Raw genomic sequence first — 24,121 nt, 5'->3', positions numbered from 1 at the left:
GCTCCAGCGGCTGCTCCTCGCCGGTGGTCGGGTGGTCAGCACCGGGGGCGTCGGCGCGCAGCCGTCCTCCCCGCTCGGCAGGAGGAGCAGTCGTGGCGGATCCCGGCCCCCCCGACGCGGCAGCCGCGGCGACCGCGGCGCGCCTGGTGCAGGTGTTCCGCGACTTCGCCCGCTGCGCGGCCGGCCCCTTCGACGTCACCGACGTGCTCCGCGAGCTGGCGTCGGCGGCCGCCCGCCTGCTGGACGTGGACGGTGTCGGGGTCGCCCACCGCGCGGGCGAGCGGATGCGGCTGGTCCACGCCAGCACCGGGGCCGCCCGTGCCGCGGAACTGGTGCAGGACTCGCTGCAGGACGGCCCCTGCCGGGACGCCCGCCGCAGCGCCGCGCTCGTCGTCGAGGAGGACCTCGGCTCCCACCTGCAGCGCTGGCCGGAGTTCACCGTCCACGCCGCGGCGCAGGGCCTGCACGCGGTGGCCAGCGTCCCGCTCGTCGCGCGCGGCGAGGTGTGGGGGGTGCTGGACCTGTTCCGGGCGCTGCCGGGGCCCTTCGACGCGCAGGACCTGGAGACGGCGCAGGTGCTGGCCGAGGTCGCGTGCGGGTACGTGCTGGCCGCCCACGACCGCGACCAGGCGCGGCGGGCCCAGCAGCGGGCCGCGCACGCCGCCACCCACGACCCGCTGACCGGCCTGCCCAACCGGGCGCTGCTCGTCGACCGCCTCGCGCACGCGGTGGCCACCGCCCAGCGGCGCGGGGCACCGCTGGCGGTGCTGTTCATGGACCTGGACGGCTTCAAGCAGGTCAACGACACCCACGGCCACCACGTCGGCGACCTGCTGCTCGTCGAGGTCGCCCACCGCCTGGGTGCGGCCGTCCGCGTCGAGGACACCGTCGCCCGGCTGGGCGGGGACGAGTTCGTCGTCGTCTGCGAGGACCTGCCCGCCGGCACCACCGGTGGCGTCTCGGCCGGCTCGCTCGGCGCGGTCCTCGCGCGGATCCGGGCCGTGATGACCCGGCCCGCGCGGCTGGCGGGGGTGGAGGTCCGGGTCGGCGTCAGCATCGGGGTGGCCGTGACCAGCCCGTCGCGGGCCACCAGCCCCGGTGAGCACGTCGACGAGGTCCTGCGCACGGCCGACCAGGCGATGTACCGGGCCAAGAGGCGCGCCAAGGAGCGGGCGGGGGACCGGGCGGGGGAGCGGGCGCAGGACCGCGCCGAGCGCCCGGGGGAGGAGGTCGACGTGGTGATCGACCTGCCGGTGACCGGCGCTCGCCGCACACCCTGACCTATTGACATTCGATAGGGATTGAGCGACCTTCGATGCATGTCTCCCTCCCGCTGGGCAGTGGCCCTCCTCCGCGCCTCCCTCGTGGTGCTGTTCGCGGTCCTCGTCCTGCTGCAGGTGTTCTCGCTGCCCGGCCAGTTCCGGCACATGGCCGAGCAGTCCCCGCAGCTCGCGCACCTGCGGTGGCCGCTGACGGCGCTGTCGGTGTTCTGGGTGCTGTGCGGCCAGGTGGTGCTCGTGAGCACCTGGAGGTTGCTCGGCCTGGTGCGCGCCGACCGCATCTTCAGCGCGGCCTCCCTGGCCTGGGTGGACGCCGTCGTGGGGGCGGTGGCCGCCGCGTGGGTCGTCCTGGCGGGGGTGTTCCTCTACGCGGGGGTGAGGTCGAGCGGACCGGGGAACCTGCTGCTGCTGTTCCTGCTGCTCGTGGGCCTCGCCGTCGTCGGGCTCGTCGTGGTCGTGATGCGCGCGCTGCTGCGGCAGGCCACGGCGCTGCGCACCGACATGGACGCGGTGATCTGAGTGCCGATCGTGGTGCGCATCGACGTCGAGCTGGCCAGGCGCAAGATGAGCGTGGGGGAGTTCTCCGAACGCGTCGGGCTCACCCCCGCGAACGTCGCCGTGCTGAAGAACGGCCGCGCGAAGGCCGTCCGCTTCAGCACCCTGGAGGCCATGTGCCGGGTGCTGCAGTGCCAGCCCGGCGACCTGCTGGAGTGGGTCGAGGACTGAGACCCCTCCTCCCGTCCCCGGCGGCGGTCTCAGCGCGCGGCGAGGTGGTCCGCGATGCGGTCGACGGTGGTCGTCCAGCCCTCGCGGATGCCGAGGTCGAACCAGTGGCGGACCTGCGCGGCGTCGAGCCCGGGGGAGAGCGAGAGCGTCGCCGTCATGCGGGTCCCGCCGGCGGTCGGGGCGAACTCCAGCGACACCAGCGGCGTCGCGTCGGGGTCCTGCGGGTCGAGTTCCGGCCACCCGTCGACCGCGCCCCAGCTGAAGACGAGGCGGTGCGGCCGCTGGACCTCGCGGTACAGCCCGCCGGTCGGGTAGGTGCGCCCGCCCGGTCCCTCCTGCAACCGGGTCCACCAGGTCCCGCCGGGGCGCAGGTCGACGCGCGCCCCGGCCTGCGCCGCAGGCAGTCCGGAGAACCAGCCCAGCTGGTCCGGTTCGGTCCAGGCGGCGAAGACGGCCTCCGGGGGGACGGGGTAGTCGCGGACGAGGCTGATGCTGCGGTCGGTGCTGCGGTCGGTGCTGCGGTCGGTGCTGCGGTCGGTGCTGCGGTCGGTGCTGGTCACGGGTTGTCCTCCGTCGTCGTGAGGTGCTCGGCGAGCCGGTCGAACCGCTCGGCGAAGAACCGGCGGTAGTCGTCCATCCAGGCGTCGACGTCGCGCAGCGGCCCGGCGGCCAGCCGGCACGGCCGGTACTGCGCCTGCCGGCCCTTCACCACCAGCCCGGCCCGTTCCAGGACCTTCAGGTGCCGGGAGACCGCCGGCAGCGTCATCGCGTGCGGCGCCGCGAGTTCGTTGACGGTGGCCTCGCCGCGGGCGAGCTGGGCCAGCAGGGCCCGGCGCGTGGGGTCGGCCAGGGCGGCGAACGTGGTGCTGAGCGTGTCGGTCATCGTGGTTGCGCTTCCTGTTGATTAACGACTTCGACAAGTACAAGCTCCTCCGTGCCCGGCGTCAAGGGGTCGCCGGGAACGCCCCGCCGGCGCCGCCCGTCGATCAGGGCGGGGGCCGGCCGGCGGCCCGGGGACGGAGGACGAGATGGGCTTGCGGAACCTCGCGGCGCGCTTCGGCGCGGGCGCGGCGTCGGTGGACACGGTGCTGGAGCGCGACGTGGCGCAGCCGGGCGGACCGGTCGGCGGCCGGGTCGTCGTGGTCGGCGGCTCGGTGCCCCAGGACGTCGAGGAGGTCGTGGTCGCCCTGCAGGCGCGCGTGGAGGTGGAGAGCGGGGACTCCGAGTGGCGCGAGGACGTCGTCTTCGCCAGCGCCCGCGTCGGGGCGGGTTTCACCACCGCGCCCGGGCAGCGCACCGAACTGCCGTTCTCGCTGCTGCTGCCCTGGCAGACGCCGATCACCGCGATCGGCGGCTGGCACCTGCGCGGCGTGCACGTCGGGGTGGTCACCCGCCTCGTCATCGCCGGCGCGGTGGACCCGGGCGACCTGGACGGCCTGACCGTGGCGCCCCTGCCGGTGCAGCAGGTGGTCGTCGAGGCGCTCGGCTCGCTGGGCTGGCGCTTCAAGCACGCCGACGTGGAGAAGGGCCGCGTGCGCGGTTCGGACCTGCCCTTCTACCAGGAGCTGGAGTTCGCCCCGCCCGCGCACGTGCGGAAGGTGAACGAGCTGGAGGTCACCTTCCTGGCCGACCCGCAGGGCGTGGACGTGGTCCTGGAGGCCGACCGCCGCGGCGGGCTGCTCACCGAGGGCCGGGACGTGGTCAGCCGGCTGCGCCTGTCGCACGCCGACACCGACCGCGCGCGGGTGGCCGCCGCGCTGGACCGCGCCGTGCACGAGCTGGGCGCCCGCCGCGGCTGGGGCTGGTGAGCCGGCGGCGCTGACGACCGGGCCCGGGGTGCGCGGGCCGGGGGCCGTCGCCGGAGCGGCGAGGACCCCCGGCTCCGCGCAGGACCCCGTGCAGGAGCCTGCGCGGGAGCGCCACCCCTCCCGGCCTGCCCGTCCACCGGGCGGACCCCCCGATCGTGGTAGTCCTTGCCCATGCCGCAGCCCCGCCTGGCCCTCACCCGCACCTACCTCGCGCCGTCCTCGGACGCGGCGCCCGGCGGCGGGGAGCTGCCCGGTGTCGCCGACGTCGGCGCCGTCAGCGAGGTCCGCACCGAGGAGACGCACTACGACACCGCGGACCTCGCGCTCGCCGCGGCCGGGGTGTCGGTGCGCCGCCAGACCGGCGGCGCACCGCGCGGCTGGGTGCTGGAGGTCCCCGGCCGCGGGCCGCGCACCCACGAGGTCCGCCACGCGCTGGGCCGCGCCGTGCGGACCGCACCCGCCGCGCTGCAGCGGCTCACCTGGGCCGCGGCCCGCGGCCGCTCCCTGGGGCCGGTGCTGTCCCTGACCACGACCGCGCAGGCGCGCGACCTGCTCGACCCCGACGGGCACGTCGTGGCGCGCCTGACCACCCGCGAGGTGCAGGCCCGCCCGCTGACCCCCGAGGACTCCCTGGCCCAGACGTGGTCGGAGTGGCAGGCCGAGGTCGTCGACGGCCGCCGCGACCTGCTCGACGCCGTCACCGACGCCTGGGAGGCCCTCGGCGCGGAGGAGTCCGACCGCAGCGCGCAGCTGCGCACCGTCCTCGACGGCCCCGACGACGACGAGGGCCTGGACGCCCTCTCCGCCGACGACTCCGCCGGTGCGCTCGTGCTCGGCCGCCTGGCCCAGGACGTCGGCTGGATGCTCAGCCAGGACCCGCTGGCCCGCATCGACGCCCCCGGCGCCGTCCGCTCGCTGGGCGCCGCCGCGCGCCGCCTGCGCAACGTCCTGACCACCTGCGCCCCCGTGTTCGCCGCGGGCGGGGCCGACGCGCTCGTCGCCGAGCTCGCCTGGATCGAGGGCGTCACCGCCACCGCCCGCACCCTCGACGCCGTCGGCGAGCAGCTGCTGGAGGACCTCGACGAGGAGGCCGCCGGGCACGTCGCCGGCAGCGGCACCGGCGACCCCGCCGTCGTCGCGGAGCTCGTGCGCACCGCCCTCGCCGAGCGCTCCGCCGCCGCCCACGCCGACGTCCTCGCCGCGCTGGACTCCCAGCGCTACCGCGACCTCGTCGCCGCCCTGGAGGCGTTCGTCGCCGGGCCGCCCACCACCAAGGCCGCCCGCCGCGAGGCCCGCAAGGTCCTGCTGCCCGCGGTGGCCGACGCGCACCGCGCCGTCCGCGACGCCTACCGCGACGTGGACCCCGACGCCGACACCGCCGGGGACGCCGGCGACCTGGCCCGCCTGCAGCGGCTGCGCTCCGCCGCCGCCGCGGCGCGCGACGCCGCCGGTGTCCTCGCCCCGCGCGTGGGGGAGGCCGCCGAGGACTACGCCGACGCGGTCAAGGACCTCCTCGACGTCCTCGACGAGCACGCCGGGACCGTCGTCGCCCGCGAGGTCCTGGCCGGCCTCGTCGAGAGCGCCGGCACGGGGGCCTTCGTCCTCGGCCGCCTGCACGCCCTGGAGGAGGTGCGCTCCGCGGTCGCCTTCCACGACCTGGAGTCCGCCTGGGACGCCGCGAACCGCAAGAAGTCGCGCCGCTGGATGAAGTGACCCGCCCGCCGGCGACCCGCCGGACGCGCGGAGCGGCGTCAGTAGGGTCGGGGGTGTGAACGCCTTCTCCACCCCCGTCCCGCTGACCGGGCGGCGCGTCGCCCTCGAACCGCTGGCGCCCGGGCACGCGGAGGGGTTGCGCGCCGTCGTCGCCGACGGCGACCTGCACCGCACCTGGTGCACGCGCATCCCGGCCCCCGAGGGCGTGGCCGCGGAGGTGGAGCGCCGCCTGGCCCTGCAGGCCGCCGGGCAGATGGCGCCGTGGGCCGTGCGCCGCCTGGACACCGGCGCCGTGTGCGGGGTGACGACGTACATGAACCTCGACCCCGCCAACCGCCGGCTGGAGATCGGCTCGACGTTCCTGGCCCCCTCCGCCCAGCGCACCGGGGTGAACGCCGAGGCCAAGCTGCTGCTGCTCACCCGCGCCTTCGAGGACCTCGGCTGCATCGCCGTGGAGCTGCGCACCCACTGGCACAACCACCAGTCGCGCGCGGCCATCGCGCGCCTGGGCGCCAAGCAGGACGGGGTGCTGCGCAACCACCAGCTCTGGCACGACGGCAGCTACCGCGACACCGTCGTCTTCTCGATCGTCGAGGCCGAGTGGCCCGCCGTCCGCAGCGGGCTGCGCGCCCGGCTCGACCGGGGCTGACGCTGACGACGCCGTCCCCGCCGCCCCCGCCGCACCCGCCGCACCCCGCCCGCGCGCGGGCGACCTCGTGAGCGGCCCGGTGGCCCTGGGTGCGGCCGTGCTGCTGCTCGTGGCCCTCGCCGTCGGCGCGGGCCGCCTCGGCGGGCTGCGCCAGGAGCGCGCGGTCCTCGTCGCCGTCGGCCGCGCGCTGGTGCAGCTCCTCGCGGTGGGGCTCGTCCTGGGCCTGGTGCTGCGCACCGGCGTGCTCGCCCCGCTCTACCTGGCGCTGGCGCTGGCCACCGCCTCGTGGACGTCGGCGCGGCGGCTGCGGGTGGCGGGGGCGTGGCCGCTGGCAGCGCTCGCGATCGGGGCGGGCGCGCTGCCGGCCTCGGCCCTCGTCGTGGGCGTCGGCGCGCTGGAACCGCACGTGCTGCAGGTCGTGCCGTTCACCGCCCAGCTCATCGGCGGGGCGATGACGGCCACCACCCTCGCGGGGCGGCGCATGCTCGACGACGTCCGCGGCGACTGGGCGCTCGTGGAGGGCTGGCTGGCGCTGGGGGCGCGGCCCGCGCAGGCCGTCGCGCTCGCCGGGCGGACGGCGGCCTCCCGTGCGCTGGCGCCCGCGCTGGACCAGACCCGCACGGTGGGCCTGGTGACGCTGCCGGGGGCGTTCGTGGGGCTGCTGCTGGGCGGGGCGAGCCCGCTGGAGGCCGCCCGGGTGCAGCTGCTCGTGCTCGTCGGGCTGCTGGCCGCCGAGACCGTCGCCGCGGTCGTCGTCACCCGGGGGCTGGGCCGCCGGCTGCACCGGCGCCCCGAGGAGCGCGCCTGAGCGCTCGCCCGCGCGGCGGGTGGGCGAGCGGGGCCGGGACGGCGCAGGGCCCCCGTCCGGTGCGGACGGGGGCCCTGCGGGGTCAGGCTGCGATCAGAGGGCGCGGACCGCGTCGGCCTGCGGGCCCTTCTGGCCCTGCGTCACCTCGAACTCGACGCGCTGGTTCTCCTCGAGGGAGCGGTAGCCGTTGCCGGTGATCGCGGAGTAGTGGACGAAGACGTCGGGGCCGCCACCGTCCTGCTCGATGAAGCCGTACCCCTTCTCAGCGTTGAACCACTTGACGGTGCCCTGTGCCATGTACTTCTCCAACACGTTCCAGTCGGTGCAGATCCCGCACCTTCAGCGGGATCCGGGCTGAGTGGGAACGCCACGCCGGACCCGAGGGCCCGGGCGACGCCCGCAACACACTCCGCGGGCGTTCAACACGATCGAGGAGCTGCGTCGAGCTGCAGCCGTGGGGAAGCTAACACGCTGGGTGCGGGCCTGCGCAAGACCTTCACGCGGCAAAACACCGGGAAAGTCGATCACGGCCCGCAGGGGCCGCCTCACAGGGCGTCGACGGCCAGCACGACGCTCGCCGCGGTCCAGCCCAGCGGCGCCGGCCCGGCGGGGGAGCCGTCCGGCAGGACCTTCTCCGGCAGGCTCCCCCAGCTCGTGCGGTGCGCGTCCAGCCAGTCCAGCCAGTACCGGGCGCGCTGCGCCTGCCCGCCCGCCGCGGCCACCCACGCGACCAGCGCCGTCTCCGGCGTCCAGGAGATGCCGTCCTGCTTCCAGCCGGCGCCCGGGGCCAGCCCGCCGGCCGGCCGCAGCGCCTGCTGCTGGTAGGCGTCGAAGGCGGCGAGGACTCCCGGGCGGGCCCGCGCGCTGAACGGGGGCATGAGGAAGGTGACCGCCGCGTCCACCCCGCCGGAGGCCAGCCCCGGGTCGGCGTAGCGCAGGTAGCCGGTGGGCGCGAAGTGCCCGTCGAGCAGCCGCGCCAGCGAGCCGGCCGCGTCGGCGATCCGGCGGGCGCGGGTGCGCCGCCCCAGCCGGGAGAACGAGGCGGCCGCCGCGTGCAGCCCCGCCAGCAGCGGTGCGACCGTGCCCAGCGTCAGCTCGCGCTCGCGGCGCTCCCAGTAGTCCGAGGAGGCCTCCGGCAGCCGGGTGCCGTCGTCCGTGCGCTCCAGCACGAAGGCGGTCGCCGCCTCCAGCAGCGGGCTCAGCTCCCGCAGCCGCTCGCGGGCCCGCGCGGAGGAGGGGTCGGCGTCCAGCACCGCGCGCAGCGACCACAGCGCCCACCCGGCGCCGTCGTCCTGGCGCCGGCGGCCGTCGGGCGTGCCCGTGCCGTCGAGCAGGTAGCGCGCCTCGAAGCCGCCGTCGTCGAGCTGGACGTCGGCGAGGAAGCGCAGGACGCGGTCGGCGTCGTCGTGGTGACCGGCCACCGCCAGCGCGACCGCGGCGAACGCGGAGTCGCGCGGCCAGGCGTAGCTCCACAGCGGCGCCGGGCCCGCGGCCACCGCCCCGTTGGCCCGGGTCAGGGCGCGCAGGTCCAGCAGCGCCTCGCGGACCATCCCGGCGTGGGGGCCGTCCGCGCCGGGCAGCCGGCCGGCCGCCAGCCAGTCGTCGTCGCCGAGCGGGTCGGGGCCCAGGGCGAGCCCGCGCCAGCTCGCGTCGGTGAGCAGGCGCGGCAGCGGCGAGGCCTCGGTGCGCTCGGCCGCGGTCAAGGCCGCCCCGCCGCCCGCGAGCGCGAGCGCGGAGGCACCGCCGAGCAGCAGCGCGCGTCGACGCACACCCCACCTCCCCGACCCGTCCACCGGACCCGACCCCTCGACCGTACCCACCGCGGGCGGTCCAGGGGTCGGGTCGGCCAGGTCGGCGGCGGCCCGGGCGCCGCTCTCAGGCGACCGCGCTGCCGGCGGCCCCGCGCGCCCGGTGCAGGGCCACGTCCGCGGCGGTGTCCTCCGCGAGCAGCCCCAGGTTCACGGCCGCCGCGGCCACCAGGCCCGCCCCGGCCGCCGTGACGACCTGCGCCTGCGGGTCGGTGACGTTGCCCGCCAGGTGCAGGCCGGGGACGTCGGTGCCGCCGCCCGGCCCGGACGGGTAGTGCTCGCCCAGGACGGCGCCGCCGAAGACGACCGGCTCGGTGCGCAGACCCAGGCTCTCCAGCAGCGGCGAGGAGACCCGCACGGGAGCGCCGACGACGAGGACGGAGCGCTCGAGCACCTCCCCGCCGGCCAGCCGCACCCCGCTCAGCCGGTCCCCGGAGGTGAGCACCTCGACGACGCGGTCGTCGACGACGCGCACCCCGCGGGCCAGCAGCTCCTCGCGCCGGCCGGGGTCCAGCTCCCCGCCGGTGTGGGTGAAGTAGACGACGTCGCGGCTCCACTGGGTGAACAGCAGCGCCTGGTGGCCCGACGCGGCCGTCAGCCCCAGCACGCCCAGCGGCTGGTCGGCGACCTCGTAGCCGTGGCAGTAGGGGCAGTGCACGACCCCGCGCCCCCACTGCTCCGCCAGCCCCGGCACGTCGGGCAGCTCGTCGACGAGGCCGGTGGTGACGACCAGCCGGCGCGCGCGCACCTCGCCGAGCGTGGTCCGCACGGTGAAACCGCGCTCGTCGCGCACGGCGGAGGTCGCGGTGCCGGTCAGCACCTCGCCGCCGTAGCGGCGGACCTCCTCGGCGCCCAGGCGCAGCAGCTCGCGCGGGGCGGTGCCGTCGCGGGTCAGGAAGTTGTGCACCCCGTGCGCGGGGGCGTTGCGCGGGGCGCCGGCGTCGACGAGGAGGACGTCGCGGCGGGCGCGGGCCAGGGTGAGGCCGGCGCTCAGGCCGGCGGCGCCACCGCCCACCACGAGGACGTCGACGCTGCGGGAGGGGTTCTCGTCCGTCATGCCCCCACGGTGCGCCGCGGCGTCGCCGAAACCCGCAGGTCGTTGCCAGAACGGCAATCTGCGGGTTGGGTGGGGGCATGGACGCGGCAGCGGTGCAGCAGGTGCTGGAACAGGTCGGACCGCGGTTGCGGCGGCTGCGGGAGCGGCGCGGGCAGACCCTCGCCGAGGTCGGCGCCGTCACCGGGATCTCGGTGAGCACGCTGTCGCGGCTGGAGTCCGGCGGCCGGCGGGCGACGCTGGAACTGCTGCTGCCGCTGGCCGCGCACCACGAGGTCAGCCTCGACGAGCTCGTCGCCCCCGCGCGCCGGTCCCCCGGGCGGCGCACCGTCCGCCACGGCGTCACCTCCATCCCGCTGACCTCCCAGCCCGGCGGCCTGCGCGCCTACAAGCAGGTGCTGGCGCCGGGGGCCGGCGAAGGCGTGCAACCCCAGGTCCACGAGGGCTACGAGTGGATGTACGTGCTCTCCGGCCGGTTGCGGCTGCTGCTGGGCGAGCAGGAGTTCGCCCTGCCCGCGGGGGAGGCCGCCGAGTTCGACACCCGCCTGCCGCACCGCATCAGCAACCCCGGCGACCGGCCCGCGGAGGTCGTGAGCATCTTCGGGCCGCAGGGGCAGCGCATGCACGTGCGGGCGCGCCCGCGCCGGGGTCCTGCTCAGGCGCCGGCGCCCTCGCGCCAGGCGTAGTCCATCTGCCGCGCGGTGGCCAGGGCCAGCTCGCGGCCGGCCAGGCGCTGCACCAGGTGCAGCGACAGGTCCAGGCCGGCGCTGATCCCCGCGCTGGTGGCCAGGTCCCCGTGGTCGACGAAGCGCACCCCCTCGCGCACCTCCAGCCGCGGCCAGGCCGCGCGCAGCGCGTCGAGGTCCTCCCAGTGGGTGGTCACCGCGCGCCCGTCGAGCAGGCCCGCGGCGGCCAGCACGAAGGCGCCGGTGCAGACCGAGGCCACGACCTCGGCACCGGGACGGCTGCGCCGCAACCACTCCAGCAGCTGCGGGTCCGCGGCGACGGTGTCCACCACGCCCCCGGGCACCAGGACCACCTCGCACGGCGGGGCCTGCGCGAAGCCGCAGTCGGCGCCCAGGCGCAACCCGCCGCGCGCCCGCACGCCCGTGCCGTCCCCGGTGGCGACGAGGACGACCTCGAAGGGGGCCGCGCGCCCGGCGCGCTCGGCCACCCGGTTGGCCACCGAGAACACCTCGAAGGGGCCGCAGGCGTCCAGGACCTCCACCTCGTCGAACAGCACGACGCCGATGCGCCGCACCCGCCCGGGCGGCAGGTCGCGCGGCAGGTCGTGGGGCAGGTCGTGCGGGGAGGGCGGGGGCACGGGGGTGGTCACGGGAGCAGCCTCGCGGGCGCCCGCCACCGGTTCCAGCGGCGGGACGGTCGCGGGTGCTCGTCTTCCTGCCACGCCCCCCTGCCGCGCCCCGCCCGCCGTTCCCTACGACGCGGTGATCTCGCGCAGCACGACCCGGCTCAGCGGGCGGTCGGCGTACACCAGCCGCACGGCCTGCGGATCGGGGTTCCCGGCGTCCGGCCCGCGCCACTGCAGGTGCAGCCCGGCGCGCTCGGCCGCCGCCTTCGAGCGCGTGTTGTGCTCCAGCAGGTACGCGGTGACCGGCACGTCGGGCAGCACCTGCCGGGCCGCCGTCGTCGCGGCGCGCACGACCTCCTGCGCCAGGCCCCGCCCCCACGCCGCGGGCGCCAGCCGGTAGCCGAGGTTCCACACCAGGCCCAGGCGCAGGTCGCAGCCGCCCGTGCCGACGAAGGTGCCGTCCGCCTCGCGCGCCACCCAGCTGCCCAGCCCGACGGCCCGCCAGCCCTCCTCCACGTGCGCCAGCAGCGCCAGCGTCTGCGCGATCCCGGTGTGCCGGCCGCTGGGCAGGTGCTCCCAGGTGGCCGGGTCGGAGTGGACGGCGAAGACGTCCTCGGCGTCCTCGGGGCGGGGACGGCTCAGCCGCAGGCGCTCGGTCAGCACGACGTCCCAGCTGCTCGCGGTGCTGCTCGTGCCGCTCCCGGTCCCGTCCACGTCCGCCAGCGTGGCACGCCGCGGCGGGAGCGGTGAAACGTCCCGGGCCCCCGCTGCATCAGCTCCCCGTGGGCACCGCCGGCGGGTGCGCGTGCCAGGATCGGGACCCCGCCGGACCCGACGACGCGAGGAGCCCCGCCGTGCAGCACGTGGTCCTGGACACCGACCTGGCGATGGGTGCGCCCGGCAGCGACATCGACGACGGGTTCGCCCTCGCCCTGGCGCTGGCCGACCCCGGCATCGCCCTGGACCTGGTGACGACGGTCGCCGGCAACACCGACGTGGGGACCGCCACGACGCTGACGCTGGAGCTGCTGCACCGGCTGGGGCACCCGGAGGTCCCCGTGCACCGGGGCGCCTGGCGCCCGCTGCTGCGCCCCGCCGCCCGCACCGGCTCGGTGCCGGCGGGCACGCCGGTGCGCGAGCCGCGGCCCGGCGCCGCGGCGGTGGCGATGGTCGAGCACGTCCTGGCGCACCCGGGCGAGGTGACGGTGGTGGCGATCGGCCCGCTGACCAACGTCGCGCTCGCGCTGCGCCTGGAGCCGGGGTTCGCCGCGGCGCTGGGCGGGCTCGTGGTCATGGGGGGCACCTTCCTCAGCCCCGCCCACGACCTGTCGACGCCGGGGGAGTGGAACGTCTGGTGCGACCCGGAGGCCGCGGAGGTCGTCCTGGGCTCCGAGGTGCGGGCGCGCTGGGTGGGGCTGGACGTCACCCGGCAGGTCCGCCTGGACCTCGACGCCGCGCGGCGGATGGCGGCCAGCGAGCGCCCCTTCCTGGCCTTCGCGGGGGAGTTCACGCAGGCCTGGATCGCGCACGTCGGCACCAGCTGGGGCCAGGACGGGCGCTCCTGCGCCCTGCACGACCCGCTGGCCGTCGCCGCGGTCACCCGGCCCGACCTGCTGACCTGGCGGGCGGCCGAGGTGGCGGTGGAGACGGGCGACCGCCTGCGCGGCGCGGTGCTGGCGGAGTTCCTCGACGACGCCGGGGACAGCGGTGACGCCGGGAGCGGCGACCGCGGCGGCAACGCGCAGGTGGCGGTGGGGGTGGACGCCGCGGGGTTCGCGCGGCACTTCGAGGAGCTGCTGGCGCGGGTGTGAGCGGCCCGCGTTGACGGTGCCGACGTCGATAGTGTCCAATCAGTCACATGCCGTCCGGAGCCGCCGCGTGAGGTCCACCGCCGAGTCCCAGCGCGCCCGCGCGACGGCCAGCGCCGTGCGGGTGTTCGCCCGCACCGGCTACCACGCCACCCCGGTGACCGCGGTGGCCGCCGACGCGGGGATCTCCCCGGCGTACGTCTTCCGCCTCTTCACCGACAAGCTGGGGCTCTTCGTCGCCGCGCTGGACCACTGCTTCGAGCAGGTGCGCGCGGCGCTGACCGCCGGCGCCGAGCGGGCCGCGGGCACCTCCCCCGAGGAGGTGCTGGAGGTGATGGGCGACGCCTACGCCGAGCTCATCGCCGACCGCGACCTGCTGATGCTGCAGGTGCACGCCCAGAGCGCCTGCGACGTGCCGCAGGTGCGCGAGGCGCTGCAGGCGGGGCTGTCCTCGGTGGTGCGGCTCGCGCAGCAGCTCAGCGGCGCCGACGACGCGGCCGTGCAGCGCTTCGTCGCCTACGGGCAGCTGTGCCACCTCATCGTCACCCTCGACCTCGACCGGGTCGACGCCCCCTGGGCGCGGGCGATGACCGCCGGCATGACGCACGTGGAGCCCGCCCCCGCCCGGGACGCCACCTCCGCCTGAGCCGTCCCGGCGCCCCGCCCGGCCGCTCAGCCCGCGTGCAGGGCCAGCAGCGCCACGTCGTCGTCGACGGCCTCGCCGTAGGTGCCGGTCAGCTCCGCCAGCACGGCGTCGGCCAGCTCCTGCGGCGGCAGCCCGGCGTGCCGGCCGGCCACGCCCAGCAGCCACCGCAGGCCGTCGTCGATGCTGGCCCCGCGGCGCTCCACGAGGCCGTCGGTGTAGAGCAGGACGGTGTCGCCGCGGCGCAGCACGGCCCGGTGGTCGCTGCGGACGCCGTCGGTGAGGATGCCGAGCATGAGCTCGGGGCTGCTGGTCAGCAGCTCCGCGGTGCCGTCGGGGTGCAGCAGCAGCGGCGGCGGGTGACCGGCGTTGGACCAGCGCAGCACGCGCTCGCCGCGCGCCGCCGAGGCCTCGTCCTGCTCGACCTTGGCCAGCACCGCGGTCGCCATCCCGCCCACGGCCAGGTTCTCCATCGCCCGGTCCAGGGCCCCCAGCATCGCCGACGGCGGCTGGACGACGGCCTGCGCGAGCCCGCGCAGCACGTTGCGCACCTGCGCCATGACGGCCGCGGCCTCGCGGTCGTGGCCGACGACGTCGCCCACGACGACGGTCGTGCACCCGTCCGGCAGCAGGAACGCGTCGTACCAGTCCCCGCCCACCTGGGCGTCGGCGACGGCCGGCAGGTAGCGCACCGCGATCTCCAGGTCGTCCGCCTGCACGGGGTCGGTGAGCAGGCTGCGCTGCAGGCTCTCGGCCAGCGAGCGCGTCGCCCGGGCCCGGTGCCGCTCCTGCTCCAGCCGGCCCACGCGGTCCAGCGCCTGCGCGACCTGCGCGGCCAGCGCGCGCACGAGGCGCTGCTCCTGCGCGCCGAAGGTCTGCTGCTGGCGCCAGCCGACCCCGAGGGCCCCCAGCAGCCGTTCACCGGCGCGCAGCGGCAGCACGCTCCAGTCCGCCCACGCGCCCGTCCACGCCTCCGCGTCGGCGCCGGTGGGGGACCCGGCGGCGGACGACCCGCCGGCCGCGCCGCGCGAGTCCAGCGCGGGGACGGCGCCGGAGGCGACGAGGGCCAGCGGTGCGGAGGAGGTCAGGTCGAGGTGGTGCGCCGGAGCACCCCCGCGCGCGTCGAGCCCGTGGACCTCCAGCCGCCCGGCGACGGTGCGGGCCAGGACCAGGCCGTCGGCCTCCACCGCCCGCTGCCCGTGCTCGGCGGCGCGCCGCAGCAGGTCCCCGACGTCCTCGGCCCCCGACAGCGCCAGCGCGGTCTCGGCGAGCCCGGCCAGCCAGCGGCCGCTGCGCTGCTCGCGCTCGACGGCCTCGCTCAGCCGGCGGTTGAGGTCCTCCAGCTCCCGGGCGCGCTCGAAGAGGTCGGCCTCCACCTGCTCGGCGCGCTCGCGCCAGCGCGCACCGCTGGCCGCGGCCTCGCGGGCGGCGTCGCGGTCGCGCAGGTAGTCGGTGATGTCGTCGGAGCGGTGCAGCAGGAAGGCGACCCGGCCCCGCCCGTCGAGGATCGGCACGTTGCGCGGGCTCCAGTACCGCTCCTCGTAGCCGCCGCCGGGCATGCGGATGTCGTACTTCTGGATCGCCATGGTGTGCGGCCGCCCGGTCTCGCGCACCCGTTCCAGCGAGGCCCGCAGGTTGACCAGGCCGTCGGCGGCCGGGTCGGCGGGGTTGATCGGGAACAGCTCGAACAGCCCCCGCCCGACGTTATGCTCCAGCGTCGTCGCGGTCGCCTCCAGGCGCGCCCGGTTGGCGCGCACGATGACCAGGTCGGGCGTCAGCAGCAGCAGCGGGACGGGTGCCTCGTCGAACACCTCGGTGAAGTCGGGGACCGGCAGGTCCGGGGGCACCACCTGGAAGGACTCCTCCGCCGACACGCCCTCCACCCGACCCCATCCGGGGCCCGTCCGCATCCCGGACGGGTGCACGGGTCAGGAGACGCGGTCCGCCCGGTCGGCGCGGGCGACCGTCAGCCGGGTGCGACCGCTGACGTCGGGTCGGCCGAGGACGCCCAGCAGCTGCTCCTGCACCGCCTGCGCCTGCGCGGCGGCCTCGGCGAGGTCCGCGCCGGGCTCCACGGTCGCCGTCAGCTCGGCCACCAGGTGCCCGCGGTCGGTGACGACCCGGCCGGAGGCCGAGCGGACGCCGGGCACCGCGGCGAGCACGTCGGCGGCGGCGCGGGCGGGGGCGTCGGCCTCCGCGCGCAGGCTGCCGGTGGGCCCGGACCCGGGCAGGAGCAGCTGCCCGGCGCCGCGGCGCGGCAGGTGGGCCAGCAGCCACCACAGCGCCAGCACGCCCAGCACGAGCGCGGCCCCGGCGGCCGCGGCCGGGTACCAGGACTGCTCCGGCAGCTCGCCCGCGCCGCCGGTGACCAGGCGGGAGCCCTCCCCGGCCGAGGGCAGCACCCTGGCCAGGTCCCCGCTCCACCAGGCCATCGCGGCCAGCCCGCCGGCGGCGAGCAGCAGGCCCAGGACGACGGCGACGAGGCGGTCGACCGCCAGCACGGCGCGGCTCACCGGGCCACCTCCACCTTCACGCGCACCCGCGGGGTGGGGGTGAGCACCCGCAGCCGCTCCTCGACGGCCCGCTGCACGTCGTCGCGCACCGCCTCGGAGGTGGCGCGCACGTGCACGGCGACCGTGCGGCGGCCGGCGGTGCTGCGGGCCTCCAGCACGCCGTCACGGCGGCGGGCGGCCCCGGAGGCGGTGCGGGCGACGTCGCGCGCCGTGCAGAAGACGCCGGGCGCGCCCGCCAGGGCGATCGCGTCGCGGCGGCGCCGGCCGAGGCCGGTGACCACGAGCGCGACGCCCGCCAGGAGCGCGACCAGCCCGCCGAGGGCCAGGGCCGGGCTCGGGGTCAGCCCGTCGAGGGCGCCGACGGCGGGCGCCAGCAGGGATCCGCCCCCCAGCGCGCCCCAGCCCACGGCGGCCTCCCGGCCGATGAGGACGGCCAGCGCCAGCAGCAGCACGGCGAGCGCGGGGCCGACGACCCCGATGCGGCCGGCGCCGGTGGGGCGGCGCGCGGCGCGCGCGCTGCCCCGGACCTCCTGCGCGGTGTTCACTGCACCCTCCTCTGCGCCGCCGCGGTGGGCGGCAGGTAGGTGGCGACGACGACGCTGACGTCGTCGACGCTCAGGTCGGCGAGCTCCTCCAGCCGGGCGCGCACGTGCTCGCGCACCCGGGCGGCCACCTGCGGGGCCGGGTGCGGCCAGACGGCCGCGACCTCCACGCGCACCCGGGCGCGCCGGCCCGCGACGCTGCACTCCACGTCCGGGTAGGCCCGGCCGAGCACGGCGCCCAGGGCGTCGCCGACGGCGGCCGCGGTGCTGCGCGGTCCGCTGCCGGTGGTGCGGCGGGTGCCCTCCACCTCGGTCGCGGCCGCGGCGGCGATCCGCTGGACGGCGCGGTCGGCGACCGCCAGCCGGCCGCGGTGCTCCGGGGCGACCGCCGCCGCGCCGGCCGGGGCGAGGGCGGTCCGCGGATCAGCCACGACCGCGCCCGGGGACCAGGGCCGCCAGGTCGACGCGCCCCTCCAGGTGGGCGCCGAGCAGGTAGCCCACCCCTCCGAGCAGGACGCCGAGCAGCAGCCAGCCGAAGCCGGCGACCGCGCCGATGAGGGCCAGCAGCAGACCGGCGATCAGGCCGGTCGTGGACGAGGACATCTCTTCTCCCCTCCCTGGGGTCGAGGTGGTGGGTGCGGTGGTGCCGGGTGGCGCGAGCTGGGGCGGCGCGGGCTCAGGCGGCGAGGTCGTCGACGTGCACGCGCACGGCGGCGGTGACCGCGTGGGCGGCGAGCACCCCGGCGGCGGCCGCGTGGACGGCCTGCGCGGTGGTGCGGACCGGCGCCTGCGCGGTGACGACGACGTGCAGCTCCACGAGCCCGCCGTCCGCGCCGCCGGCGAGGTCGCCGGCCAGCCGGACCCCGGCCACCCGGCGGCCGGGCAGGTAGGTGCCGACCTCCCCGAGGGCGCCGCCGTGCAGGCGGGCCACCCCGGGGACGGTCAGCGCGGCCTGCGCGAGGTCGTCCGCGAGGGCCGCCGGGTCGATCACTGGACGCGGACGGTGCGGACGACCTCCTCGTCCGCGTCGTCCTCCTCGGGCAGGTGGACGTCGGAGACCTGGAGGTTGACCTCGGTGACCTCCAGGCCGGTCATCCGCTCCACGGAGGTGATGACGTTGCGGCGCACGGAGGCTGCCAGGTCGCTGATGGCGACGCCGTACTCGGCGATGAGCTCGATGTCGACGGCGGCCTGGCGCTCGCCGACCTCGACGGACACGCCCTGGGCGTGGTTGACGCGGCTGCCGGGGATGCGCTCGCGCAGGGCGCCGACCGCGCGGGCCGCGCCGCCGCCGAGGGCGTGCACGCCGGAGACGTCGCGGGCGGCGATGCCGGCGATCTTGGAGACGACGGTGTCGGCGATGCTCGTGACGCCGTGGTCGCTGGCCAGGCCGGAGGGGACGGCCGAGGAGCGGGTGGCGCCGGTGCTGCCGGCGGTGGAGGGGGTCGGGGTCTTGGTGATCGTCTGCTCGGTCACGGGGGCTCCTCTCGGGTGGTCGCCGCGGCGGGGTGCCGCGGTGTGCGTGCGAGGGGTTGGAGTGCGCGACCGGCGGATCCTCACGCCGGATCCGGTGTGATCCGGGCCACACCGGCGAGCGCTTCCTCCGGGGGTGCGCCGCGGTGCCGCGTGGGATGGTGCGCGGGCGGGCAGCGGCCCGCGGCCGGAGCGATCGATGGAGAACCAGTCGATGCAGACCACTCCGCCGGACGGCGCGTGCCCCGACGAGCGCACCGACGAGGTGCTGGCGCGGCGGGCGGCCCTGGGCGACCGGGACGCCTTCACCGTCCTCGTCGACCGGCACGGCCCGGCGCTGTACCGCTACGCGGCCCGGCTGCTGGACGACCGCGGCCAGGCCGACGACTGCCTGCAGGACGCGCTGCTCGCCGCCTGGCGGGGGTTGCCCTCCTTCCGCGGGGACGCCGCGGTGCGCACCTGGCTGTTCACGATCGTGCGCCACGAGGTGCACGCCCGCTCGCGCCGCTGGCCGGCCTCGGGCAGCAGGCCCCACGTCGACGTCGAGGACGTGCTGGACCGCATCCGCGACGTGCGGGAGGATCCGGAGCGCACGAGCGTGGAGGCCGCGCTGCGCGAGGCGCTGGACCTGGCGCTGCGGCTGCTGCCCCCGCGCCAGCGCTCGGCCTGGCTGCTGCGCGAGGTCGAGGAGCTGAGCTACGAGGAGATCGCGCAGGTCCTCGGCACGACATCCACCGCCGTGCGCGGTCTCCTGGAGAGAGCACGCACCACCCTGGCCGCGACCCTGGAGGACTGGCGGTGAGCGAACCCGACCGCGCCCGCGGCGAGGAGGTCCTCGGCCTCGCGGCCGCAGCCCTGCGCGCCCACACCGAGGAGGGCTGGGTGCTGGCGCGCCCCGGGCTGCTGGAGCGGGTGCGCCGGGCCTTCCGGCCGTCCGCGCCCGTGCTCGGCACCCACGAGCTCGGCGACTTCCGGGTGGCCGCCGACGTGGTCGTCGACGGCCTGCGCACCGCCGTGGACGCCCTGCCGGACGCGGCCGCCGACCGCATCAGCTGCAGCACCGGCGACGACGACCGCCTCGAGGCGGTGCTCGTCGAGGTCGTCGTCGCCTTCGGCACCCACCTGCCCGCCCTGGCGGGGCGGGTGCGCTCGGTGGTGACCGCGCGGCTGCGCGAGCTGCTCGGCGACGCGGCGCCGGGCGAGGAGGCCGTGGAGGTGGACGTCCACGTCGGCGACGTCGTCAGGACGCTGCGCGAGGTCCGCTGAGGTCCCGGTCCGCCCGGTCCGCCCGGTCCGCCCGGTCCGCCCGGTCCGCCCCGTGGGCGGCGCGCGCGGGCCGGTCGAGGGCGCTGGGCCACCACACCCGGTGCCCCAGCAGCGCGAACAGGGCCGGGACCAGGACCGTGCGCACGAGCAGGGTGTCCAGCAGGACGCCGATGCCGACGACGACGCCGATCTGGGTGAGCACGATGAGCGGCAGCACCCCGAGGACGGTGAAGACGGCCGCGAGCAGGATCCCGGCGCTGGTGATGACCCCGCCGGTGACGGCCACGGCCCGGCGCACCGCGTCGCGGGTGCCCAGGGCAGGGGTCTCCTCGCGGGCGCGGGTGACGAGGAAGATGTTGTAGTCCACGCCCAGCGCCACCAGGAACAGCAGCGACAGCAGCGGCACCTGGGTGTCCAGGGCCGGGATGCCGAACAGCTGCGTGAACAGCACGTTCGCCGCCCCCAGCGCCGCGACGAACGTGGCCAGGACCGTGGCGACGAGCAGCACCGGCGCCAGCAGCGAGCGCAGCAGCACGACGAGGACCACGAGCACGACGAGCACGATGAGCGGGCCGACGACGAGCAGGTCGCGGACGGTGGCGGTGCGCTCGTCGAGGGCGGCCGCCTCGGTGCCGCCGACGAGGGCGCCGGCGCCGGGGACGGCGTGCACGGCCTCGCGCAGCGCGGTGACGACCTCGCGGCTGGCGGCCGAGCCGGGGGCGGCGTCCAGCCGGGCCTGCACCTGCGCCAGGTCGTCGGTGCGCTGGACGACCTCCGCGGAGGAGACGCCCTCGACGCCCCGGGCGGCGGCCGCGACGGCGTCGGCGGCGGCGGGCTCGCGCACCAGGACGCTCGCCGGCTCCGAGGCCTGGTCGGGGAAGTAGCGGGCCAGGGTCTGCGAGCCGTCGACGGACTCGGCGGCCACCCGGAACTGCTCGGTCTGCGACAGCCCGAGCCGGGCCCCCACCAGCCCGGCGCCGAGCACGACCAGGACGGCGAGCGAGGCGAGCACGACGGGCACGGGCCGGGCCACGACGCGGTCGGCGATCCGCGCCCAGGCCCCGGTGCGGGTGGTGTCGGCGGAGCCGACGCGCGGCACGAACGGCCAGAACAGCCCGCGCCCGCAGACGACGAGGGCGGCCGGCAGCACGAGCAGGCCGAACAGCAGCGCCACGACGACGCCGATGGCGGCGTCGCGGCCGATGGTGCGGTCGGCGGGCAGCACGGCGGCCTGCAGGGTGAGCAGCGCCAGCACGACGGTGACGCCGCTGGCCAGCACCGCCGGCCCGGCGCCGCGCAGCGCCGCGCGCATGGCGGCGCGGCGGTCGGCCTCGCGGCGCAGCTCCTCGCGGTAGCGGGCGATGAGCAGCAGCGCGTAGTCGGTGCCGGCGCCGAAGACGAGGACGCTGGTGATGCCGACGGCGGAGGGGTCGACGGGGGTGTCGGTGAGCCGGCCGACCATCTCCAGCAGCCGCGCCGTCACCTGGTCGGCGACGCCCACGACCGCCAGCGGGACCAGCCACAGCACGGGGCTGCGGTAGGTGACGAGCAGCAGCAGGGCGACGACGCCGGCGGTGACGAGCAGCAGGCGGGTGTTCGCGCCGTCGAAGGAGCCGGAGACGTCCTCGGTGAAGGCCGGGCCGCCGGTGACCTGCACCACCAGCCCCTCCGGCACGTCGGCGCGGGCGGTGGCGCGCACGTCGGCGACGCGCTGCGACAGCTCCTCGGCCGGGACGTCGGTGCGCACCGGCAGGACGGCGATCGCGGCCCGCCCGTCGGGGGAGGGCACGAGCCGGCTGCCGAGGCGCTGGGCGGCGGCGCCCGCGGCGGCGAGGTCCTCGCCGCTGAGGGCCTCGCCCTCGCGGGAGAACACCGCGATCAGCGCGCTGGTGTCGGCGTCGGGCAGCCGCTCGGCGAGCTCGGCGGCCCGCGCCGCCTCGGCGGAGGCGGGCAGGCCGGTGGCGGCGCCGCTCGCCTCGGGTGCGGAGCCGCTGACGGCGGTGACCAGGCCGCTGAGCAGCACGGCCGCCACGACCACCAGCCACGCCGTGATCCGTCCGGTCAGGAAGCGCATGATCACCTCATTCGTCGGAACTCTCAGTCAGTGAGATGTTTGCAGAGGACGGAGTACGCTGGCAACCCGATGAGCGAGCAGATCACCCCGTCAAAGGGCCGAGACGAGGCCGCGCGCGAGGGCGCGCCCGCACGCGGCTTCCGCCCGCGCGACACCCCCCGCGCCCGCGCCGAGGCCGAGCTCGTCGACGAGCTGCAGCGGCTCACCGTGGAGTCCGAGCGCGTCGCGCACGCCTTCGCCGGCCGCCACGGCCTGCACCCCACGGACCTGCAGGCGCTGCTGGAGGTCATGCGCAGCGAGGTCGCGGGCGAGCCCCTCACGGCGGGGGAGCTGGCGGTGTCCCTGGGCATCACCACCGGCGCGGTGACGGGTGTCGTCGACCGCCTGGAGCGGCACGGGCACCTGCGCCGCGACCGCGGCGGCAGCGACCGGCGCAAGGTCTTCCTGCGCTACGCCGAGCCCGGCATGGCCGTGGCCCGCGACTTCTTCGGCCCGCTGGGCCGGCGCAGCGACGAGGTCATGCGCGGCTACGGCGACGAGGAGCTCGTCCTCGTGCGCCGCTTCCTCGCGCAGATGGCCGACGCGCTGGCCGCCCACCACGACGAGCTGCGCTCACCGCGCGCCTGACGCGCGCGAGGGGGCTCAGGAGGGGGCCGGGGGCGCCTCCCGCGGCGGCCCCACCGCGGGGGCGCTGGCCGTGAAGCAGACCCGCAGGCTGTCGGCCAGCACCTCGACGCGGTCGCTCGCGACGCCGTCGAGGCGCCAGCCGCCCGCCGCGGCCCGCTCGCGCAGCAGGGCCTGCGCCCGCTCCCGCACGGCCTCGGGGTGCCGGACCCAGGTGTCCAGCGAATCGACGACGGTGACGACGAGGTGCGCGCTGTGCTGCACGAACGCTCCGCGGGTGCTGCCGCGGCGCCGGGCGCGCGGCTGGGGTGGGCCGTCTGGTCGACCGCTGCCAGCCTGCCCGCGTCCGGGTGCTCCGGGCAAGCGCTCCGGCGGATCCGTCCCGGGTCAGCCGTCCCGGGTCAGGCGGCCGGGGACGGCTGCGGCAACGCGGCGGGCGCCGGCCGCGGCTCGCCCAGCTTGACGACGACGACCCCGGCGACCACGAGCACCCCGCCCAGCAGCTGCACCTGCCGCGGCAGCTCGCCGAGCAGCAGCCAAGCCCCCGCCACGCCCGCCACCACCTCCAGCAGCGCCACGAACGAGGCGAGCCGGGAGCCCAGCCGGCGCCCGGCGGCGATGCCCGCCACGTAGGCCACGGCCGCCGTCACCAGCCCCAGGCCCAGCAGCGGGACCCACCAGGGCACGGCGCGACCGGCGTAGACGGCCGGCGCCGTGCCCGCCGACAGCGGCAGCACCCCGGCCAGGCCGAGCAGGCCGAGCGCGAGCGCGGCCACGAGCAGTCCGCCGCCGGCCAGCGCGAGCGGTGGCAGGCCGGTCCCCTCCTCGGCGGACAGCACGAAGTACGTCGTCGCCCCGACCATCGCGCCCAGCGCCCACAGCACCCCGCCGGTGTCCAGGCGGGTGCCGGTCAGCAGGTCGAGCACGAGCACCAGGCCGAGCGCGGCCAGGGCCGCCCCGGCCGCGGTCAGCCGGCCCGGGCGCTGGCCGTGGCGCAGCCACAGCCAGCCCACGACCGCTGCGGGGGCGGTGTACTCGATGAGCAGCGCCGGGCCCACCGGCATCCGCGCGACGGCCGAGAAGTAGCAGAACTGCGCCGCCCCCACGGCGAGCAGCCCGTAGACGGCGACGAGACCGGTGTTGCGGCGCAGCGCCCCCCAGCGGCCGCGCAGCGCGAGCGCGGCGGGCAGGGCGAGGACCGCGGCGGCCAGGCCGATCCGCACGAGGACCACCGCGCCGGGGCTCCAGCCGCCGTCGAGCAGGCCGCGGGCGAGGCTGCCGGACAGCCCGAAGCTGGCCGCGGACAGGACCGCGAAGCCGAGCCCGCTCGCCAGCCGCCGGCTGCTGTCATCGGTCACGATGGTCATGGCAGATGACGGTAGGGAGGGGCCGCGTAAGGTGTCAACGTGGTTCTCGACCATGACACCGAGCTGTCGCTGCAGGCGGCCGCCGTGCTGGCCAACAGCGCGCTGCCTCCGGACACCCTCGAGCGCGTCGAGGACCTCGACCGCTTCTGGGAGCGGTTCGGCTACACCGGCCGCCGCGACGGCGACGCCGCCGAGCTGGCCGCCGTGCGCGCCGTGCGCCCGCTGCTGCGCGAGCTGCTCACCAGCGAGCGCGACCGCGCCGCGGAGCTGGTCAACGACGTGCTGGCCCGCTGCGGCGCCGTGCCGCGCCTGGTGCGCCACGGCGCGGTGGACTGGCACGTGCACGCCGTCGGCTCCACCGAGCCCCTCGACGTGCGGGTCCTCGTCGAGACCGCCATGGCCGTGCTGGAGCTCGTGCGCCTCGACGAGGTCTCGCGCCTGTCCACGTGCGCGGACGCGGGCTGCGACGGCGTCGTCGTCGACCTCTCGCGCAACCGCTCCCGCCGCTACTGCAGCACCACCTGCGCCAACCGCAACGCCGTCAGCGCCTACCGCGCGCGCCGCGGGGGGGGGGGGGGGGGGGGGGGGGGGGGGGGGGGGGGGGGGTGGGGGGGGGGGGGGGGGGGGGGGGGCCGGGGCTCCAGGCGCTGGGG

Annotated in this window: 31 protein-coding genes; 14 read left to right on the top strand and 17 right to left on the bottom strand. The window is 77.6% G+C overall.

The window, feature by feature from the left end; translation table 11 throughout:
* Positions 1–92 precede the first annotated feature (92 nt).
* Genes ACRYM2_RS12175 through ACRYM2_RS12165 form a run of 3 tightly spaced genes read left to right on the top strand, consistent with a single transcriptional unit; the run spans position 93 to position 2,006 of the window.
* Positions 93–1,280: a diguanylate cyclase domain-containing protein gene (locus ACRYM2_RS12175; protein WP_432522651.1), complete on the top strand. Its 1,188-nt coding sequence runs from the start codon at positions 93–95 to the stop codon at positions 1,278–1,280.
* Positions 1,281–1,319: 39 nt separating this feature from the next.
* A complete protein-coding gene (locus ACRYM2_RS12170) occupies positions 1,320–1,799 on the top strand; it encodes a DUF2975 domain-containing protein (protein WP_432522650.1) in 480 nt (159 codons plus the stop codon).
* Positions 1,800–2,006, top strand: coding sequence for a helix-turn-helix domain-containing protein (locus ACRYM2_RS12165; RefSeq protein WP_166616165.1), 207 nt, complete (start codon positions 1,800–1,802; stop codon positions 2,004–2,006).
* A 29-nt stretch (positions 2,007–2,035) separates the two neighbouring features.
* Here the strand turns inward: ACRYM2_RS12165 and ACRYM2_RS12160 are convergent, their stop codons facing one another.
* The gene (locus tag ACRYM2_RS12160) at positions 2,036–2,566 is read right to left on the bottom strand and encodes an SRPBCC family protein (RefSeq protein ID WP_432522649.1); all 531 of its coding nucleotides are present in this window, start codon (positions 2,564–2,566) and stop codon (positions 2,036–2,038) included.
* The gene (locus ACRYM2_RS12155; RefSeq protein WP_432522648.1) at positions 2,563–2,889 is read right to left on the bottom strand and encodes an ArsR/SmtB family transcription factor; all 327 of its coding nucleotides are present in this window, start codon (positions 2,887–2,889) and stop codon (positions 2,563–2,565) included. The genes ACRYM2_RS12160 and ACRYM2_RS12155 overlap by 4 nt, the downstream gene beginning before the upstream one ends.
* A gap of 145 nt (positions 2,890–3,034) precedes the next feature.
* Between ACRYM2_RS12155 and ACRYM2_RS12150 the strand changes: the two genes are divergently transcribed.
* The 4 genes from ACRYM2_RS12150 (at position 3,035) to ACRYM2_RS12135 (ending at position 6,984) form a co-directional block, all read left to right on the top strand.
* Complete coding sequence (locus ACRYM2_RS12150) at positions 3,035–3,814, top strand: sporulation protein (protein ID WP_432522647.1); 780 nt, start codon at positions 3,035–3,037, stop codon at positions 3,812–3,814.
* Positions 3,815–3,985: 171 nt separating this feature from the next.
* Complete coding sequence (locus ACRYM2_RS12145; protein WP_432522646.1) at positions 3,986–5,527, top strand: CYTH and CHAD domain-containing protein; 1,542 nt, start codon at positions 3,986–3,988, stop codon at positions 5,525–5,527.
* A gap of 55 nt (positions 5,528–5,582) precedes the next feature.
* Complete coding sequence (locus ACRYM2_RS12140) at positions 5,583–6,176, top strand: GNAT family N-acetyltransferase (protein ID WP_432522644.1); 594 nt, start codon at positions 5,583–5,585, stop codon at positions 6,174–6,176.
* Positions 6,177–6,243: 67 nt separating this feature from the next.
* Positions 6,244–6,984 carry an ABC transporter permease gene (locus ACRYM2_RS12135; protein ID WP_432522643.1) on the top strand — a complete coding sequence of 247 codons (741 nt, stop codon included), beginning with the start codon at positions 6,244–6,246 and terminating at the stop codon, positions 6,982–6,984.
* Positions 6,985–7,077: 93 nt separating this feature from the next.
* On the opposite strand, the gene ACRYM2_RS12130 is transcribed toward ACRYM2_RS12135, so the two are convergent.
* The 3 genes from ACRYM2_RS12130 to ACRYM2_RS12120 form a co-directional block, all read right to left on the bottom strand.
* Complete coding sequence (locus tag ACRYM2_RS12130; protein ID WP_166616171.1) at positions 7,078–7,281, bottom strand: cold-shock protein; 204 nt, start codon at positions 7,279–7,281, stop codon at positions 7,078–7,080.
* A gap of 248 nt (positions 7,282–7,529) precedes the next feature.
* Positions 7,530–8,753, bottom strand: coding sequence for a glycoside hydrolase family 15 protein (locus ACRYM2_RS12125; RefSeq protein ID WP_432522642.1), 1,224 nt, complete (start codon positions 8,751–8,753; stop codon positions 7,530–7,532).
* 106 nt (positions 8,754–8,859) lie between these two features.
* Positions 8,860–9,849: an NAD(P)/FAD-dependent oxidoreductase gene (locus ACRYM2_RS12120; protein WP_432522641.1), complete on the bottom strand. Its 990-nt coding sequence runs from the start codon at positions 9,847–9,849 to the stop codon at positions 8,860–8,862.
* 77 nt (positions 9,850–9,926) lie between these two features.
* Between ACRYM2_RS12120 and ACRYM2_RS12115 the strand changes: the two genes are divergently transcribed.
* Positions 9,927–10,532, top strand: coding sequence for a helix-turn-helix domain-containing protein (locus ACRYM2_RS12115; RefSeq protein ID WP_432522640.1), 606 nt, complete (start codon positions 9,927–9,929; stop codon positions 10,530–10,532).
* On the opposite strand, the gene ACRYM2_RS12110 is transcribed toward ACRYM2_RS12115, so the two are convergent.
* Together ACRYM2_RS12110 and ACRYM2_RS12105 are read right to left on the bottom strand one after the other, a co-directional pair.
* Entirely contained in the window at positions 10,502–11,182 is a 681-nt protein-coding gene (locus ACRYM2_RS12110; RefSeq protein ID WP_432522639.1) for a DJ-1/PfpI family protein, read from the bottom strand. The genes ACRYM2_RS12115 and ACRYM2_RS12110 overlap by 31 nt on opposite strands.
* Positions 11,183–11,284: 102 nt before the next feature.
* Positions 11,285–11,872 (bottom strand): GNAT family N-acetyltransferase, encoded by a 588-nt coding sequence (locus ACRYM2_RS12105; protein ID WP_432522638.1) that lies wholly within the window; start codon positions 11,870–11,872, stop codon positions 11,285–11,287.
* A gap of 140 nt (positions 11,873–12,012) precedes the next feature.
* Between ACRYM2_RS12105 and ACRYM2_RS12100 the strand changes: the two genes are divergently transcribed.
* Together ACRYM2_RS12100 and ACRYM2_RS12095 are read left to right on the top strand one after the other, a co-directional pair.
* Complete coding sequence (locus tag ACRYM2_RS12100) at positions 12,013–12,969, top strand: nucleoside hydrolase (protein ID WP_432522637.1); 957 nt, start codon at positions 12,013–12,015, stop codon at positions 12,967–12,969.
* A gap of 67 nt (positions 12,970–13,036) precedes the next feature.
* A complete protein-coding gene (locus ACRYM2_RS12095; RefSeq protein ID WP_432522636.1) occupies positions 13,037–13,612 on the top strand; it encodes a TetR/AcrR family transcriptional regulator in 576 nt (191 codons plus the stop codon).
* Positions 13,613–13,638: 26 nt separating this feature from the next.
* On the opposite strand, the gene ACRYM2_RS12090 is transcribed toward ACRYM2_RS12095, so the two are convergent.
* From ACRYM2_RS12090 to ACRYM2_RS12060, 7 genes are all read right to left on the bottom strand, one after another.
* Positions 13,639–15,483 carry a SpoIIE family protein phosphatase gene (locus ACRYM2_RS12090; RefSeq protein ID WP_432522635.1) on the bottom strand — a complete coding sequence of 615 codons (1,845 nt, stop codon included), beginning with the start codon at positions 15,481–15,483 and terminating at the stop codon, positions 13,639–13,641.
* A 54-nt stretch (positions 15,484–15,537) separates the two neighbouring features.
* A complete protein-coding gene (locus ACRYM2_RS12085; protein ID WP_432522634.1) occupies positions 15,538–16,122 on the bottom strand; it encodes a hypothetical protein in 585 nt (194 codons plus the stop codon).
* Positions 16,119–16,667 carry a DUF6286 domain-containing protein gene (locus tag ACRYM2_RS12080; protein WP_432522633.1) on the bottom strand — a complete coding sequence of 183 codons (549 nt, stop codon included), beginning with the start codon at positions 16,665–16,667 and terminating at the stop codon, positions 16,119–16,121. Before ACRYM2_RS12080 ends, ACRYM2_RS12085 begins: the two co-directional genes overlap by 4 nt.
* Positions 16,664–17,095, bottom strand: coding sequence for an Asp23/Gls24 family envelope stress response protein (locus ACRYM2_RS12075; RefSeq protein ID WP_432522632.1), 432 nt, complete (start codon positions 17,093–17,095; stop codon positions 16,664–16,666). The genes ACRYM2_RS12080 and ACRYM2_RS12075 overlap by 4 nt, the downstream gene beginning before the upstream one ends.
* The gene (locus tag ACRYM2_RS12070) at positions 17,088–17,267 is read right to left on the bottom strand and encodes a DUF2273 domain-containing protein (RefSeq protein ID WP_432522631.1); all 180 of its coding nucleotides are present in this window, start codon (positions 17,265–17,267) and stop codon (positions 17,088–17,090) included. The genes ACRYM2_RS12075 and ACRYM2_RS12070 overlap by 8 nt, the downstream gene beginning before the upstream one ends.
* Positions 17,268–17,340: 73 nt before the next feature.
* Positions 17,341–17,655, bottom strand: a complete 315-nt coding sequence (locus tag ACRYM2_RS12065; protein ID WP_432522630.1) for a hypothetical protein — start codon at positions 17,653–17,655, stop codon at positions 17,341–17,343.
* Complete coding sequence (locus ACRYM2_RS12060; RefSeq protein WP_432522629.1) at positions 17,652–18,140, bottom strand: Asp23/Gls24 family envelope stress response protein; 489 nt, start codon at positions 18,138–18,140, stop codon at positions 17,652–17,654. The genes ACRYM2_RS12065 and ACRYM2_RS12060 overlap by 4 nt, the downstream gene beginning before the upstream one ends.
* A gap of 196 nt (positions 18,141–18,336) precedes the next feature.
* On the opposite strand from ACRYM2_RS12060, the gene ACRYM2_RS12055 reads away from it, so the two are divergent.
* Both ACRYM2_RS12055 and ACRYM2_RS12050 read left to right on the top strand, forming a co-directional pair.
* Positions 18,337–18,939 carry an RNA polymerase sigma factor gene (locus tag ACRYM2_RS12055; RefSeq protein ID WP_432522628.1) on the top strand — a complete coding sequence of 201 codons (603 nt, stop codon included), beginning with the start codon at positions 18,337–18,339 and terminating at the stop codon, positions 18,937–18,939.
* Positions 18,936–19,403, top strand: coding sequence for a hypothetical protein (locus ACRYM2_RS12050; protein WP_432522627.1), 468 nt, complete (start codon positions 18,936–18,938; stop codon positions 19,401–19,403). The genes ACRYM2_RS12055 and ACRYM2_RS12050 overlap by 4 nt, the downstream gene beginning before the upstream one ends.
* Here the strand turns inward: ACRYM2_RS12050 and ACRYM2_RS12045 are convergent.
* Positions 19,378–21,477 carry an MMPL family transporter gene (locus ACRYM2_RS12045; protein ID WP_432522626.1) on the bottom strand — a complete coding sequence of 700 codons (2,100 nt, stop codon included), beginning with the start codon at positions 21,475–21,477 and terminating at the stop codon, positions 19,378–19,380. The genes ACRYM2_RS12050 and ACRYM2_RS12045 overlap by 26 nt on opposite strands.
* A 69-nt stretch (positions 21,478–21,546) precedes the next feature.
* On the opposite strand from ACRYM2_RS12045, the gene ACRYM2_RS12040 reads away from it, so the two are divergent.
* Positions 21,547–22,104 (top strand): MarR family winged helix-turn-helix transcriptional regulator, encoded by a 558-nt coding sequence (locus ACRYM2_RS12040; RefSeq protein ID WP_432522625.1) that lies wholly within the window; start codon positions 21,547–21,549, stop codon positions 22,102–22,104.
* A 15-nt stretch (positions 22,105–22,119) separates the two neighbouring features.
* Here ACRYM2_RS12040 and ACRYM2_RS12035 read toward each other — a convergent pair whose 3' ends face one another.
* On the bottom strand, positions 22,120–22,365 hold the full coding sequence (locus ACRYM2_RS12035; RefSeq protein ID WP_432522624.1) for a hypothetical protein: 246 nt from the start codon (positions 22,363–22,365) through the stop codon (positions 22,120–22,122).
* Between the two features lie 137 nt (positions 22,366–22,502).
* On the bottom strand, positions 22,503–23,468 hold the full coding sequence (locus tag ACRYM2_RS12030) for an EamA family transporter (RefSeq protein WP_432522623.1): 966 nt from the start codon (positions 23,466–23,468) through the stop codon (positions 22,503–22,505).
* A gap of 39 nt (positions 23,469–23,507) precedes the next feature.
* Between ACRYM2_RS12030 and ACRYM2_RS12025 the strand changes: the two genes are divergently transcribed.
* The coding region (locus ACRYM2_RS12025) for a CGNR zinc finger domain-containing protein (RefSeq protein WP_432522622.1) at positions 23,508–24,121 on the top strand (614 nt) is incomplete at its 3' end.

The organism is Kineococcus aridisoli (assembly GCF_050871885.1).
Classification (GTDB): Bacteria; Actinomycetota; Actinomycetes; order Actinomycetales; family Kineococcaceae; genus Kineococcus.
The sequence above is the reverse complement of the archived record's forward strand: the minus strand, read 5'-3'. Positions and strand labels throughout refer to the sequence as shown.

Bases quoted from the DNA above. Each gene is read 5' to 3' on its own strand.
- ACRYM2_RS12170 (WP_432522650.1), top strand. From the start codon at position 1,320: ATGTCTCCCTCCCGCTGGGCAGTGGCCCTCCTCCGCGCCTCCCTCGTG.
- ACRYM2_RS12155 (WP_432522648.1), bottom strand. From the start codon at position 2,889: ATGACCGACACGCTCAGCACCACGTTCGCCGCCCTGGCCGACCCCACG.
- ACRYM2_RS12150 (WP_432522647.1), top strand. From the start codon at position 3,035: ATGGGCTTGCGGAACCTCGCGGCGCGCTTCGGCGCGGGCGCGGCGTCG.
- ACRYM2_RS12145 (WP_432522646.1), top strand. From the start codon at position 3,986: ATGCCGCAGCCCCGCCTGGCCCTCACCCGCACCTACCTCGCGCCGTCC.
- ACRYM2_RS12130 (WP_166616171.1), bottom strand. From the start codon at position 7,281: ATGGCACAGGGCACCGTCAAGTGGTTCAACGCTGAGAAGGGGTACGGC.
- ACRYM2_RS12120 (WP_432522641.1), bottom strand. From the start codon at position 9,849: ATGACGGACGAGAACCCCTCCCGCAGCGTCGACGTCCTCGTGGTGGGC.
- ACRYM2_RS12115 (WP_432522640.1), top strand. From the start codon at position 9,927: ATGGACGCGGCAGCGGTGCAGCAGGTGCTGGAACAGGTCGGACCGCGG.
- ACRYM2_RS12070 (WP_432522631.1), bottom strand. From the start codon at position 17,267: ATGTCCTCGTCCACGACCGGCCTGATCGCCGGTCTGCTGCTGGCCCTC.
- ACRYM2_RS12055 (WP_432522628.1), top strand. From the start codon at position 18,337: ATGGAGAACCAGTCGATGCAGACCACTCCGCCGGACGGCGCGTGCCCC.
- ACRYM2_RS12045 (WP_432522626.1), bottom strand. From the start codon at position 21,477: ATGCGCTTCCTGACCGGACGGATCACGGCGTGGCTGGTGGTCGTGGCG.
- ACRYM2_RS12040 (WP_432522625.1), top strand. From the start codon at position 21,547: ATGAGCGAGCAGATCACCCCGTCAAAGGGCCGAGACGAGGCCGCGCGC.
- ACRYM2_RS12030 (WP_432522623.1), bottom strand. From the start codon at position 23,468: ATGACCATCGTGACCGATGACAGCAGCCGGCGGCTGGCGAGCGGGCTC.